This window comes from Mycobacterium sp. MFM001, assembly GCF_003402475.1.
GTDB lineage: Bacteria > Actinomycetota > Actinomycetes > Mycobacteriales > Mycobacteriaceae > Mycobacterium.
In genome coordinates this window covers 348165-362478 of sequence record NZ_BFAB01000003.1, presented here as the reverse complement: position 1 = coordinate 362478, position 14314 = coordinate 348165, and the positions used below count along the sequence as shown (strand labels likewise).

Sequence of the window (14314 nt, the reverse complement as noted above, 5' to 3'; positions counted from 1 at the left end):
GTGACGGGAACGAGACGAACCATCCAGCTGTGACACAGGAGCAGCGCGCTGTCGTCCAGCGCGGACTGTGGTTCGAGGAATTCGAGATCGGGGTGCGCTATCTGCATCGCCCCGGCCGCACGATCACCGAGGCCGACAACGTGTTGTTCACCACGTTGACCATGAACACCCAGGCGCTGCACCTGGATGCCGCGTTCTCCGACGCGCTGCCACCGTTTCACCAGCGGCTGGTCAACTCGATGTTCACGTTGTCGACGCTGGTCGGATTGTCGGTCGCGCAGCTCACCCAGGGCACCATCGTCGCCAACCTCGGATTCTCCGAAATCGCCTTCCCCAAGCCACTTTTCCACGGCGACACGCTGTACGCCGAAACAGTGATCACCGACAAACGGGAATCCAAGAGCCGCCCGGGGGAGGGCATCCTCACGTTCGCCCACACCGGACGCAACCAGCACGGCGACGTCGTCGCCACCGCAGTCCGCAAAACCTTGGTGCGCATGAGGCCGGCCGATGACGCTTGACAATCCGGGTCCGGCATGGCTGTTCTGCCCGGCCGATCGACCCGAGCGTTTCGGAAAGGCTGCGGCCGCAGCCGATGTCGTGATCCTCGACCTGGAGGACGGATGCGCTGCCGCGGACCGGCCGGCGGCGCGCAAGGCCCTCGTCGAGGTTCCGCTCGACCCGGCCCGCACCGTGGTGCGGGTCAACCCGTCCGGCACCGACGACCAAGCACAGGATCTCGAAGCATTGGCGAACACACCGTACGACACCGTCATGCTGCCCAAATGCGAAGCGCCCGACCAGGTCACCGCATTGGCACCACGGGACGTCATCGTGCTGGTCGAGTCACCGTTGGGCGCGCTGACCGTCACCGACAACGTCCGTGCCGACAACGCCGTCGCCGTGATGTGGGGAGCAGAGGACCTATTCGCCGTGCTCGGCGGCACCGCCAACCGCTACCCGGACGGCAGCTACCGGGAGGTGGCCCGGCACGTGCGCTCGCAGTCGCTGCTGGCGGCCAAGGCCTACGGCCGCCTTGCGCTGGACTCGGTCTACCTCGACATCAAGGACCTCGACGGGCTGCGCGCCGAGGTCGACGACGCGGTCGCGGTCGGCTTCGACGCGAAGGTTGCTATCCACCCCAGCCAGGTGCCGGTGATCCGGGCCGGCTACGCCCCCACACCCGAGCAGGTGCAGTGGGCGCGACACGTGCTCGCCGCGGCCGCCGATGAACGCGGTGTCTTCGCATTTGAAGGCATAATGGTAGATGCGCCAGTGTTGCGGCGAGCCGAGCGAATCGTGCAGCTGGCGACCGACTCCGGCTCGTAGCGGTCCCGGTCGTCCGGGTTTGCTCTGACCCGCCGCGCACCCGCGTGACCGCGGGAAGGAGGCGGTGTGACCGAGTTTGCCCAGACGCCGATGACCGTCGACCTCGATCCGGTGCAACTCGTCGCACCGGACGGGACGCCGACCGCCGAAGACCGTTACAGCCGTGAGCTTCCGGACGAAACCCTGTGCTGGCTCTACGAGATGATGGTGCTCACCCGCGATCTGGACACCGAACTCGTCAACCTGCAGCGCCAAGGCGAACTGGCACTGTTCGCGCCGTGCCGCGGCCAGGAGGCGGCGCAGGTCGGCGCGGCGGCCTGTCTGCGCAAGTCGGACTGGCTGTTTCCGCAATATCGCGAATTGGGTGTGTTCCTGGTGCGGGGTATTCCACCCAGCCACGTCGGCGCCATGTGGCGCGGAACCTGGCACGGCGGCCTGGAATTCACCAAGAAATGTTGCGCTCCGATCTCGATCCCGGTCGGCACACACGCCTTGCACGCCGTCGGGGCGGCGATGGCCGCGCAGCGCCTCGGCGAGGATTCCATGACGGTCGCCTTCCTGGGCGACGGCGCCACCAGTGAGGGCGATGTGCACGAGGCGCTGAACGTCGCAGCGGTTTTCGGGGCGCCCTGCGTGTTCTACGTGCAGAACAACCAGTGGGCGATCTCGGTGCCGCTGTGCCGGCAGACCGCCGCGCCGTCGATCGCGCACAAGGCGATCGGCTATGGGATGCCGGGCATCCGGGTGGACGGCAACGACGTGTTGGCCTGCTATGCGGTGATGGCCGAGGCGGCCGCCCGGGCCAGGGCCGGCGGCGGGCCGACGCTCATCGAGGCCATCACCTACCGACTCGGCCCGCACACCACCTCCGACGACCCGACCCGCTACCGCAGCCGCGACGAACTCGAGCGCTGGCTGGCGCTGGACCCGATTCCGCGCTACCGGACCTATCTTGCGGGCCGGGGGCTGTGGTCGCAGCGGTTGGCGGACCGGGTTGCGGCCCGGTCCCAGCGGATGTGTACCGAGTTGCGGGACACACTGTTCGGCGCGCCCGACGTCGACGTCGACGAGGTGTTCACCACGGTCTACGCCGACATCACGCCCGCACTGGAAGCCCAACGGCAAGCGCTGCAGGCGGAATTGGCCCAGGAGGCGTAGATGACCCAGATCGTCGAACCACCCACTCGCACCGCAACATTGCCGGCCACCGCACAGCGGCTGACCATGGTGGAGGCGCTCAACCGCGCGCTGCACGACGCGATGGCCGCCGACGATCGGGTGCTGGTGTTCGGCGAGGACGTCGCGGCGCAGGGCGGCGTGTTCCGAGTGACCGAGGGGCTGGCCGAGACGTTCGGTTCCGACCGCTGCTTCGACACACCGCTGGCCGAGTCCGCGGTGATCGGCATTGCAGTCGGCCTGGCGCTGCGCGGCTTCAAGCCGGCGCCCGAGATCCAGTTCGACGGGTTCGCCTATCCGGCGTTCGACCAGATAGTCAGCCATTTGGCCAAGTACCGCACCCGCACCCGCGGCGAAATCGACATGCCGGTCACGGTGCGGATCCCCTCGTTCGGCGGTATCGGTGCGGTCGAACACCATTCGGAGTCCACCGAGTCGTACTGGGCGCACACCGCCGGGCTGAAGGTTGTCGTCCCGTCGTCTCCGTCGGACGCGTATTGGCTGCTGCGCCATGCCATTAACTGTCCCGACCCCGTGATGTTCCTGGAGCCGAAGAGGCGCTACTGGGGTCGCGAGGTCGTCGACACCGAGCAGCCCGGACCCCCGATCGGGCAGGCGGTGGTGCGCCGCGACGGTACCGACGTCACCGTGCTGACCTACGGCGGCCTGGTGGCCACCGCCTTGTCGACCGCGGAAATGGCTGCGGCCCAACGAGGTTGGAGCCTGGAAGTGGTCGACCTGCGCTCACTGGTGCCGTTGGATTTCGACACCGTCGCCGCGTCGATCCGTCGCACCGGCCGCTGTGTGGTGCTGCACGAGGGACCGCGAAGCCTGGGCTACGGCGCCGGGCTGGCCGCCCGCATTCAAGAAGAGCTCTTCTACGAGTTGGAGGCCCCGGTGTTGCGGGCGTGCGGGTTTGACACCCCCTATCCGCCGGCGCGGCTCGAAAAGCTGTGGCTGCCAGGGCCCGACCGGTTGATGGACTGCGTCGAGCGCGCCCTGGAACTCCCGTGAGCGTCAAGCCGTTCGTCGTCCCGGATCTCGGCGAAGGGCTCGAGGAGGTGACGCTGTCGAGCTGGAACGTCGCCGTCGGCGACGAGGTCGAACTCAACCAGCCGCTGTGCTCGGTGGAGACCGCCAAGGCGGAAGTCGAAATCCCGAGCCCGTACGCGGGCCGCATCGTCGAGACACATGGCGCCGAAGGCGATGTGCTGCCGGTCGGCGCGCTGCTGGTGCGGATCGACACGGCGTCTGACGCCCCGTCGAACGGCGAATCGCCAACGCGCACACCAATACTAGTGGGATACGGCGCCGACGACACGCTGGATGCCAGCCGCCGCCCGAAAGCCAAGCCACCGGTCCGTAAACTGGCCGCCGACCTGGGCGTCGACCTGGCCAGCGTGCCACCCGGACCGGACGGACTGGTCAGCCGGGAAGCGGTGCTGGCGGCGGCCGAACCCGCGGAAGTCACTGACGACGTGCTGCCGGTGCGCGGCGTGCAGGCCGAGATGGCTCGACGAATGACATTGGCCCGCAGCCAGATTCCCGATGCCCATGCCAGTGTCCAGGTCGACTGCACCAATCTGCTGCGGCTGCACGAGCAACTGCAGGTCACACCGTTCGCGCTCACCCTGCGGTTTGTGGTCCTCGCGCTAACACACCACCGCATCTTGAATTCCACCTGGGTCGACGAACCCGACGGGCCCCAGGTGCGTACCCACCGCGCCGTGCACCTGGGCTTCGCGGTCGCCGCCCCGCGCGGTCTGCTCGTGCCCGTCGTCGCCGATGCGCAGCAGATGACCACCAGGCAGTTCGCCGAAGCGGTGGCCCGGCTGACCGAGCAGGCCCGCGCGGGCACGCTGAAGCCGGCGCTGCTGCAAGGCTCGACATTCACCGTCTCGAACTTCGGCGCGCTCGGACTCGACGAGGGCGTGCCGGTGATCAACTATCCGGAGGCGGCCATCCTGGGAATGGGTTCGCTCAAGCCGCGGCCGATGGCCCTCGACGACTCGGTCGTCGTGCGGCCCCAGATGACGCTGACCTGCGTGTTCGACCACCGAGTCGCCGACGGCGCGCAGGTCGCGGCGTTCCTGGGTGAGCTGCGCGGGCTCCTCGAGTCACCGCAAACGGCGCTGCTGGACCTGTAGCGACTACTTGCCCCGGGCCGCGGCCAACCGGGCCGCGAACTCCGGTGACCGGATCGACGTGGCCTGCGGGCCCAACTCGGTGTCCTTGGCCAGTTCGTGTTGCTGGTCGTCGCGCGACCCGGGGCTGGCGGTGGCGCTCATCGTGGCCTTGGTCGCCAGCACCACCTCACGCGGCGCAGCGGCGGGCCCGGCGGCCAGTTCCAGTGCGGCGGCAACCGGGTCGTCGGCAACGGACAGCGCAAGGCCATGGCGCACAGCGGATTCCGCGTCGAAACGCATACCGAACAACAATGCTGCGCGGGCGACCTGCGGACCCACCGCGCGCTGCAGCATCCACGTCGCGCCGCCGCCGGGGTGCAGACCGAGCTTCTGGAATCGGGCGTCGAACAACGCGGCCGGCCCGGCGATGCGCACGTCGGCGGCCAGCGCCAGGTTCAGCCCGGCGCCGACCGCCGCCCCGTTGACCGCCGCGATCGTCGGCAGCGTGCACTTGCCGACCGCCATGAACCCGTCGTAGAGGGCCAGCAGCCCTTCCTCGGCGGCCTTGCCCAGCGCGCTCAGGTCGGCGCCCGCGCAGAACGCCTTGCCGGCGCCGGTGACCACGACGGCATGCACGCCCGGATCAGCCTCGGCCCGCTCGACCGCGGCCCGCAGCTGCGCGGACATCGCGGCGGCGACGGCGTTGCGTCGTTCCGGATCGTTGACGGTGATCAGCGCGACGAGATTGTCGACGCGGTAGAGCACGAGGTCGGGCTGGGTCATGTGCCACCTCCGCGAGCTAAACATCCGGCCAGGCGAGCTCAGAGTAGTAGGACGGCCATCGGCGACCGCCGCCGAGGCGTAGAACACTTTCGTTGCCGCGCAAGCGTCGCCGGTCGACAGAGCCGCAGGTCGCGACCCCTATTCGACACAATTCCAATGCCATTCGCGAGTTGGTGAGCGGCCATCCGAACAGCCAGCGAATCCACACAATTAGCTCCGCCCGCGCGTCGGCCGGTTTAGCTTGTGCTTGGCAGAGGTCCGAAGCAGTTGAAAGGTGAAGCCGGGCGATGACGTGGTCGACGGAGCAGGAGCGGAGTCGCGACGATGGTTGACTCCGCTGGCACCGCCGGGCTGCCCAGCGAACTGGCACCCGGCGACTATTTGATGCATCGGCGCGAAGCCCATAGCCACGCGCGGCTGGGCAGCATGGGAGTCGTCTTCCTCGACACCGCGCCGGACTGGAACCGGTTTTGCGTCCATTTCGAAGAGGCCTCCCGCCGGGTGCCGCGGCTACGGCAGAAAGTAGTGGTGCCCACTCTCCCGACGACCGCGCCGCGCTGGGTGGTGGATCCGGACTTCGACGTGAACTTTCACGTGCGGCGGATGCCCGTGCCCAAGCCTGGCACCACGCGGGAAGTCTTCGACCTCGCCGACGTGATGCTGCGCACACCGATGGATACCTCCCGGCCGCTGTGGACCGCCACGTTGGTCGAGGGGCTTGCCGACGGCAGGTCGGCGCTCCTTTTCCGCATCGGCCATGCGCTCACCGACGGGATCGGCGCCCTCGAGATGTTCGCGCAAATCCCCACCTTGCAGCGCGATCCGCCGCCCCAGACGCCACCTCCGGCACCACCTCCGCAGGACATGTCCCCCGACGACCTGATGTGGGAGGGCATCAAGCGCCTGCCCCGAGCCATTGTCAGGGGAGTCCGGCGATTGCTGCGGGTCGCATTGCGCGCAGTTGGCCGATTGATGCGCAACCCGGTGTCGGCGCTGGCGGGCGGCGTGGACTACGCCCGATCAGCGGTGCGAGTGACAAGGCGGCCCGTCGAGCCGTCACCGCTGCTGCGCGAGCGCAGCCCGGTACGCCGCAGCGAAGCGCTGGACTTCCGCCTTTCCGCCCTGCTCAGCGCCGCCAAAACCGGGGGCGGTTCTCTAAACGACGCCTTTCTGGCCGCCCTCTGCGGCGCGCTGGGGCGCTATCACCGGGCGCTCGGCACGCCGATCGACGCGCTGCCGATGGCGGTGCCAGTGAATGTGCGCGGTGAAGCGGACCTGACCGACGCCAACCAGGTCACCAGCGTCATGCTGGCAGCCCCGGTCGGCGAGGCCGATCCCGTCACTCGCATGGGCAAGATCCGCGCGCAGATGACGCGGCGCCGAAACGAGCCCGCGCGCGACATCAGCCATTCGGTCGTGCGCCTGGTGAGTGTTTTGCCGGCGGCCCTGCTGAGCGCGATGAGCAGCGGAGGATTCGTCGACGTGGTGGCCAGCAACGTGCCGTCGTACCGCGATGACATCTACATCGCCGGGGCGAAAGTGCTACGGCAGCACGGTCTAGCCTCGGTGCCTGGTGTGGGAATGGTGGTGGTCCTGTTGTCGGCCGGCGAGTGGTGCACCGTCACCGTCAACTACGACAGAGCCGCCGTGCGGGATGAGGAACTGTTTGCCCGCTGCCTACATGAGGGTTTCGACGAGATACTCGCCCTGGCGGGTGAATCGGCGCCGCCCACGGTGCCGGCAACGTCCGGGCAACCTTGACGAGGTGCCCCCGGCAGGACTCGAACCTGCGACCACAAGATTAGAAGTCATGCGCTCTGTCCAGCTGAGCTACGGGGGCCGGAAAGTCTTACGCGCAGGTCAGTGTATCCAACGCCGGGAAACGCCAAGTCCCGACGCGCAACGCCGAGCGAAATCCCCTTGGCGGAATTGGTGATTCGCTAACCTGTGACGCGCGACACACGTACGCTGACCGGCGATGTGTGGCCCGACGTCAAGGAGTGGCGTGCCATGAGCATGGCTACCAACGTGACCACGAGGTGCTCTCGGGCGGGCGCGCTGGCGCTGCGCCACGGCGCCCAGCTGGCGGCGGAGGCGGTCGACACCTACCGGGCCGCCGCGCTGCTGCTGCAGGGTTCGCCGTTCGCCGTCGCCTGGTTCGCGGGATGGCTGTCGGCTGAGTTTTCGCCGCAGGTGCTGACCGGCCATGCGCTGTCGGGGGTGAGTCCGCTGTCGGTCGGCCGGGTCGCCACGATGTGGGCGGCGCAACGGGCCGACCGCATCCTCACCGCGGCGCTCGAGGAATCCTTCGGCGCCAATTACCGCGCCCGGGTGTCGCATCCCGTCACCGAGCAGGACGAGTGCGCGCGCCGCGGCGGACTATTGCACGCGGCCGGCCATCGTCGTCGTTACGCGTCGCAGACCTCGGACATCTCCTACGGGCCGGGAGGTCGCGACAACCTGCTCGACATCTGGCGGCGGCCGGACCTGCCCGGCGGCTGCCGGGCCCCGGTGCTGGTGCAAATCCCGGGCGGCGCCTGGACCCTCAACGGCAAACGGGGACAGGCATATCCGCTGCTGGGCCGGATGGTCGAGCTCGGCTGGATCTGCGTGTCGATCGACTACAGCAAGAGTCCGGGCAAGGCGTGGCCGGCGCACATCGTCGACGTCAAACGGGCCATCGCGTGGGTCCGCGAGAACATCGCCGACTACGGCGGCGACCCGAATTTCATCGCGGTCACCGGTGGCTCCGCGGGCGCGCACCTGGCCTCGCTGGCCGCGCTCACCGCCAACGACCGGCGGCTGCAGCCCGGGTTCGAAGACGTCGACACCACGGTCCAGGCGGCCGCGCCGTATTACGGCGTCTACGACTTCACCGATCCCGAGAAAATGCACGAATTGATGCTGCCGTTCCTGGAGCATTTCGTGATGCAAAAGCGCTACGCCGACGACCCCGGATTGTTCGAATCCGCCTCGCCGATATCGCATGCGCACAGCGAAGCTCCGCCGTTTTTCGTGCTGCACGGCGCGAACGATTCGTTGATTCCGCGGGCGCAGTCGCAAACGTTCTGCGCTGCACTGCGCGACGCCGGCGCCCGCACCGTGTGCTACGCGGAGCTGCCCAACGCGCACCACGCGTTCGATATCGTCGGAACCGTGCGCTCCCGTCTGACGGCCGACGCCGTCGCGGACTTTTTCGGTGTGGTGCACGGACGTTATCTGCGTTCCCGCAGACGCGTAACGCACAAACAGGCCACTTCTGCCAGCTGAATTCCAATTCGCGCCGCTGGCAAAGTCTTTCGTAAACCGGCCGGCTGATATTATTGCCGTTGAAGCGGATCCTGGCAATCGCTACCGCCGTCGCAGCAACCGGACTAGCGTTTGGGTAGGCGTCGGAACGGAGGCTGCAGTGGTGATGCCGGGACAGGGAAGAGACGGTGGCTGAGGCCGTCGATGCGGCGGGGTTGCCCACCGCGCTGGGAGCTGTCGACTATCTGCTGCACCGTGGGGAAGCCAACCCGCGGACACGGTCGGGGATCATGGCACTGGAAATCCTCGACACCACACCGGACTGGGAACGCTTCCGGACCCGTTTCGAACACGCGTCCCGGCGGGTGCTGCGGCTGCGCCAGAAGGTGGTTGTGCCGACGCTGCCGACGGCCGCGCCGCGCTGGGTGGTGGATCCCGATTTCAACTTGGACTTTCATGTGCGACGGCTGCGGGTCGCCGAACCGGGCACGCTACGGCAGGTATTCGATCTGGCCGAGGTGATGCTGCAGTCGCCGCTGGACATCGCGCGGCCGTTGTGGACGGCCACCCTGATCGACGGCTTGGCCGACGGCAGGGCCGCGACACTGTTGCACCTCAGCCACGCCGTCACCGACGGTGTCGGCAGCGTGGAGATGTTCTCCCACATCTATGACCTGGAGCGCGATCCGCCGGCTGGACCCGCGCCGCCGCAACCCATTCCGCAAGATCTGTCGCCGAACGACCTGATGCGCGAGGGCCTCAATCACCTTCCCGAATCCGTCGTCGGCGGGGTTCGGGGCGCGGTGTGGGGCGCGGCCTCGGTGGTGGGGCGGGCGGTTTTGCGTCCCGCATCCACGGTGGCCGGGGCGCTGAGCTACGCCCGCTCCAGCGTGCGGGTGATGAGCCGGGCCGCCGAGCCGTCGCCGCTGCTGCGCCGGCGCAGCCTGGCCACCCGCACCGAGGCCATCGACATCCCGCTCTCCGACCTGCACCGAGCCGCCAAGGCGGGCGGCGGCTCGATCAACGACGCCTATCTGGCCGGCCTGTGCGGTGCGCTGGGCCGCTACCACGAAGCGCTCGGCGTGCCGATCGCCACGCTGCCGATGGCGGTGCCGGTGAACCTACGGGCCGAATCCGATCCGGCCGGCGGCAACCGGTTCACCGGCGTCAACCTGGCCGCGCCGGTGGGCACCGCCGACCCGGTGGCCCGGATGCGCAAGATTCGTGCCCAGATGACCCAGCGCCGTGACGAACCGGCGATGGACTTCATCGGTTCGATCGCCCCGGTGCTCAGCGTGCTGCCCACGCCGTTGCTCGAGTCGATGACCGGCTCGGTGGTCGCCTCCGACGTGCAGGCCAGCAATGTGCCGGTGTACCCGGGCGATACGTACCTCGCCGGTGCAAAAGTCTTGCGGCAGTATGGCATTGGGCCACTGCCGGGCGTCGCGATGATGGTCGTGCTGATATCGCGCGGCGGGTACTGCACAATCACCACGCGCTACGACCGGGCCGCGGTCCGCCATGAGGATTTGTGGGCCCGATGCCTTCTGGAGGGTTTCGACGAGATCCTCGCGCTGGCAGGCGAACCCGCGCCGCACCCGGTGCCCGCCTCCTTCGACGTCGAGGCGTCGAAGTCGTCGACCCGATCGGCGGCCGGATCATGACCCGCGCCGGCGACGATGCAGAGCGAAGCGATGAGGAGGAGCGGCGCAAATGACCGGGGCGGAAAAGCGCAAGCAGCCGCGCGATCTCCGGTTGCCCGGGTCGGTCGCTGAAATCATGGCCAGTCCGCCCGGCCCAAAGATCGGCGCGTTTTTCGACCTGGACGGCACCCTGGTCGCAGGCTTCACCGGCGTCATCTTGACCCAGGAGCGCTTCCGGCGCCGCGAGATGGGCGTGGGTGAGCTGATCGGGATGATCCAGGCCGGCCTGAATCATCAACTCGGGCGCATCGAGTTCGAGGAACTCATCCTCAAGGCGTCGTCGGCGCTGCGCGGCCGCCCGCTGTCCGACATGGAGGAAATCGGCGAGCGGTTGTTCGCGCAGAAGATCGAGAGCCGGATCTACCCGGAGATGCGGGAATTGGTGCGCGCCCACCTCGCTCGCGGCCACACCGTGGTGCTCAGTTCGTCGGCGCTGACGCTGCAGGTGGAGCCCGTTGCTCGATTTCTTGGCATTCCCAACACGCTGACCAACAAGTTCGAAACCGACGAGAACGGGGTCCTCACCGGCAAAGTGGTCAAGCCGATTCTGTGGGGACCGGGCAAGGCGGCGGCCGTGCAGCAGTTCGCCGCCGAACACGGTATCGACTTGAAGGACAGCTACTTCTACGCCGACGGCGACGAGGACGTCGCGCTGATGTATCTGGTCGGAAATCCCCGCCCGACCAACCCCGAGGGCAAGATGGCCGCGGTCGCCCGCCGTCGCGGTTGGCCGATCCTGCGCTTCACCAGCCGCGGCGGCGTCGGCATCCGCTCGCAGCTGCGGGCTTTGGCCGGCATCGGCTCGGCGTTTCCTGTCGCTGCCGGCGCGGTGGGCATCGGGCTGCTGACCCGAAACCGCCGTCGCGGCGTGAACTTCTTCACCTCCACCTGGTCGCAGCTGCTGCTGGTGGCCAGCGGCGTGCACCTCAACGTGATTGGCGCGGAGAACCTGACGGCGCAGCGCCCGGCCGTGTTCATCTTCAATCACCGCAACCAGGCCGACCCGATCATCACCGCTGCGTTGGTGCGCGACAACTGGATTGGTGTGGGCAAGAAGGAGCTGGAAAGCGACCCGATCATGGGCACGCTCGGCAAGCTGCTGGACGCCGTGTTCATCGACCGCGACGATCCGACGGCCGCGGTGGAGTCGCTGCACGAGGTCGAAGAGCGCGCCAAAAAGGGACTGTCGATCGTGATCGCGCCCGAGGGCACCCGGATGGACACCACCACCGTCGGGCCGTTCAAGAAGGGGCCGTTCCGCATCGCGATGGCCGCCGGAATCCCGATCGTGCCGATCGTGATCCGCAACGCGGAGATCGTCGCCGCGCGAAACTCCTCCACGATGAACCCGGGCACGGTGGATGTTGCTGTGTTCCCGCCGATTTCGGTCAGCAACTGGAGCGTCGACACGCTGCCGGACCGGATTGCCGAAGTGCGCCAGCTGTATTTGGACACGTTGGCCGACTGGCCGGTCGACCAACTACCCGAAGCCGCTCTGTACACCCGGGTGACCAAAGCGCCGCCCCGCAAGCGCGCCGCGAAGAAGGCCGCCAAGACGCCGGCGAAGAAGGCCGCCAAGGCGCAACCCCGGCCGAAGGGCCGATCGTGAGAAAGCCGGGCGCCGACATCGGCACATTGACCACCACCGACGACACGCTGGTGTTGGCGTCGATTTCCTCGCCGGTGGAGGCGGAGCTGGTCTCGGAGTGGTTGGGGCAGCAACGTAAGCGGTACCCCGACACCAAGGTCGACGTGCTGCAGCTGCCTCCACATGACCCAGAGCCAGCAGCACTGGCCCAGCTCGTCGAGCAGCTGGAGGCCGACGAGGACCGCTCGATCGTCCCGGTGCGGGTCTTCTGGCTGCCACGCGCGGGCGCGTCCGCGCTGAGCAGGGTGGCGGCTCTGCTGCCGGGACGCGATCCCTACCACCCCAACGAGCGTCAGCAGCGTCGCGTGGTGAGCTCCGAGCCGTCCCGGGCCAGGGTGGTGGTCGGCGAATCCGCGAAGGTCTCCGAGTTGCGCCAGCAGTGGCGTGATCTCACTGTCGGCGAAAACCCCAGGGATTTCGCACATTTCGTCGCACGCCGGGCCATCCTGGCGCTGGAACGCGCCGAATACCGCATCCTGGGGCCGCAGTACAAGTCTCCGCGGCTGGTGAAGCCGGAGATCTTGGCCTCCGCGCGATTCCGCGCCGGACTGGAGAAGATCCCGGGCGCCACACTCGAGGAAGCCGGCAAGATGCTCGACGAGCTTGCCACCGGCTGGAGCCGAGTGTCCGTCGACCTGGTGTCGGTGCTGGGCAGGTTGCTCAGCCGGGGCTTCGACCCCGAAATCGACTACGACGAGTACCAAGTGGCGGCCATGCGCACCGCGCTGGAGACCCATCCCGCAGTGCTGCTGTTCTCGCACCGGTCCTACATCGACGGCGCGGTCATGCCGGTCGCCATGCAGGAGAACCGGCTCCCGCCGGTGCACGTATTCGCCGGCATCAACCTGGCATTCGGGGTGATGGGCCCGCTGCTGCGCCGCTCCGGTGTCATCTTCATTCGCCGCAACATCGGCGACAACCAGCTCTACAAGTACGTGCTCAGACAGTACGTGGGCTACGTCGTCGAGAAGCGGTTCAACCTGAGCTGGTCCATCGAGGGCACCCGCTCGCGCACCGGCAAGATGCTGCCGCCCAAGCTCGGCCTGATGAGCTACGTGGCCGACGCCTACCTAGACGGCCGCAGCGACGACATTCTGTTGCAAGGAGTTTCGATCAGCTTCGACCAGCTGCACGAGACCGCCGAATACGCGGCCTACGCGCGCGGCGCGGAAAAGAAAGCCGAAGGCGTCGGCTGGCTGTACAACTTCATCAAGGCCCAGGGCGAGCGCAACTACGGCAAGATCTACGTCCGCTTCCCCGAAGCGGTCTCGATGCGCCAATACCTCGGCCCGGCGGGTGGCCCGACAGCCGCCGATCCGGCCGCCAAACGGCTTGCGCTGCAAAAGATGTCGTTCGAAGTCGCGTGGCGCATTCTGCGGGCAACGCCGGTGAACGCCACCGGGCTGGTGTCGGCGCTGCTGCTGACCACGCACGGCGTCGCGCTGACCCTGCGCCAGCTGCACCACACGCTGCAGGACTCACTGGACTACCTGGAGCGCAAGCAAACCCCGGTCACCACCAGCGCACTGCGGCTGCGCACCACCGAGGGTGTCCGCGCGGCGGTGGACGCACTGTCCAATGGCCATCCGGTCACCCGCGTCGACGGCGGACGAGAACCGGTGTGGCGCATCGCGCCCGAAGACGAGCACACCGCGGCGTTCTACCGCAACTCGGTGATCCACGCCTTCCTGGAGACCTCGATCGTCGAGCTGGCCCTGGCACACGCCGCCCACGCCGAGGGCGATCGGGTGGAAGCCTTCTGGACGCAGGCCATGCGGCTTCGCGATCTACTGAAGTTCGACTTCTACTTCGCTGATTCGGCGTCATTCCGCAACAACATCGCAGAAGAGATGGCCTGGCACTCCGATTGGGAAGCCCACGTCGCGGCGGGCGGCGACGAGATCGACGCAATGCTGTACGCCAAACGACCGCTGATGTCGGACGCGATGCTGCGGGTGTTCTTCGAGGCGTACGAGATTGTCGCCGACGTACTGCGCGACGCCCCGGCGGACATCGGCGAGAAGGACCTGACCCAATTGGCGCTCGGCGTCGGCCGCCAGTACGTCGCGCAGGGCCGGGTGAGCAGCAGCGAGCCGGTCTCCACGCTGCTGTTTGCGACGGCACGGCAGGTCGCCGCGGACCAGCAGCTGTTGGAGCCCGCACCTGACCTGGCCGAGCGCCGGACCGCATTCCGCACCGAATTGCGGAGAATCCTCAGGGATTTCGACCACGTCGCGCAGATCGCGCGCAATCAGTTCGTCGCCCGCGAAGTCGAGTCGCGGCGGGCGGCGGGATAGTGG

11 protein-coding genes and 1 tRNA gene are annotated in these 14314 nt (G+C 67.9%); 10 read left to right on the top strand and 2 right to left on the bottom strand.

What is annotated here, in order from left to right:
- Positions 1 to 29: 29 nt before the first annotated feature.
- The 5 genes from MFM001_RS07905 to MFM001_RS07885 all read left to right on the top strand — a co-directional run bounded on the left by MFM001_RS07905 (position 30) and on the right by MFM001_RS07885 (position 4652).
- A complete protein-coding gene (locus MFM001_RS07905) occupies positions 30 to 521 on the top strand; it encodes a MaoC family dehydratase (RefSeq protein WP_116374677.1) in 492 nt (163 codons plus the stop codon).
- On the top strand, positions 511 to 1329 hold the full coding sequence (locus MFM001_RS07900) for a CoA ester lyase (RefSeq protein ID WP_116374676.1): 819 nt from the start codon (positions 511 to 513) through the stop codon (positions 1327 to 1329). The genes MFM001_RS07905 and MFM001_RS07900 overlap by 11 nt, the downstream gene beginning before the upstream one ends.
- A 90-nt stretch (positions 1330 to 1419) precedes the next feature.
- Positions 1420 to 2487, top strand: a complete 1068-nt coding sequence (gene pdhA, locus MFM001_RS07895; protein ID WP_116374751.1) for a pyruvate dehydrogenase (acetyl-transferring) E1 component subunit alpha — start codon at positions 1420 to 1422, stop codon at positions 2485 to 2487.
- A complete protein-coding gene (gene bkdB, locus MFM001_RS07890) occupies positions 2488 to 3519 on the top strand; it encodes a 3-methyl-2-oxobutanoate dehydrogenase subunit beta (protein ID WP_116374675.1) in 1032 nt (343 codons plus the stop codon).
- A complete protein-coding gene (locus MFM001_RS07885; RefSeq protein ID WP_116374674.1) occupies positions 3516 to 4652 on the top strand; it encodes a dihydrolipoamide acetyltransferase family protein in 1137 nt (378 codons plus the stop codon). The genes bkdB and MFM001_RS07885 overlap by 4 nt, the downstream gene beginning before the upstream one ends.
- 3 nt (positions 4653 to 4655) lie before the next feature.
- Here the strand turns inward: MFM001_RS07885 and MFM001_RS07880 are convergent, their stop codons facing one another.
- Positions 4656 to 5414 (bottom strand): enoyl-CoA hydratase, encoded by a 759-nt coding sequence (locus MFM001_RS07880; protein ID WP_116374673.1) that lies wholly within the window; start codon positions 5412 to 5414, stop codon positions 4656 to 4658.
- A gap of 324 nt (positions 5415 to 5738) precedes the next feature.
- Here MFM001_RS07880 and MFM001_RS07875 point away from each other — a divergent pair, with 324 nt between their 5' ends.
- Positions 5739 to 7175 carry a wax ester/triacylglycerol synthase family O-acyltransferase gene (locus MFM001_RS07875; protein WP_116374672.1) on the top strand — a complete coding sequence of 479 codons (1437 nt, stop codon included), beginning with the start codon at positions 5739 to 5741 and terminating at the stop codon, positions 7173 to 7175.
- 5 nt (positions 7176 to 7180) lie between these two features.
- On the opposite strand, the gene MFM001_RS07870 is transcribed toward MFM001_RS07875, so the two are convergent.
- A tRNA-Arg gene (locus tag MFM001_RS07870) sits at positions 7181 to 7254 on the bottom strand.
- A 170-nt stretch (positions 7255 to 7424) separates the two neighbouring features.
- On the opposite strand from MFM001_RS07870, the gene MFM001_RS07865 reads away from it, so the two are divergent.
- The 4 genes from MFM001_RS07865 to MFM001_RS07850 all read left to right on the top strand — a co-directional run bounded on the left by MFM001_RS07865 (position 7425) and on the right by MFM001_RS07850 (position 14311).
- Entirely contained in the window at positions 7425 to 8684 is a 1260-nt protein-coding gene (locus tag MFM001_RS07865) for an alpha/beta hydrolase (RefSeq protein WP_116374750.1), read from the top strand.
- Positions 8685 to 8851: 167 nt separating this feature from the next.
- Positions 8852 to 10327 carry a wax ester/triacylglycerol synthase family O-acyltransferase gene (locus tag MFM001_RS07860; protein WP_116374671.1) on the top strand — a complete coding sequence of 492 codons (1476 nt, stop codon included), beginning with the start codon at positions 8852 to 8854 and terminating at the stop codon, positions 10325 to 10327.
- 49 nt (positions 10328 to 10376) lie between these two features.
- Positions 10377 to 11975, top strand: a complete 1599-nt coding sequence (locus MFM001_RS07855) for an HAD-IB family hydrolase/lysophospholipid acyltransferase family protein (RefSeq protein ID WP_116374670.1) — start codon at positions 10377 to 10379, stop codon at positions 11973 to 11975.
- Positions 11972 to 14311, top strand: coding sequence for a glycerol-3-phosphate 1-O-acyltransferase (locus MFM001_RS07850; RefSeq protein ID WP_116374669.1), 2340 nt, complete (start codon positions 11972 to 11974; stop codon positions 14309 to 14311). The genes MFM001_RS07855 and MFM001_RS07850 overlap by 4 nt, the downstream gene beginning before the upstream one ends.
- Positions 14312 to 14314: the final 3 nt, after the last annotated feature.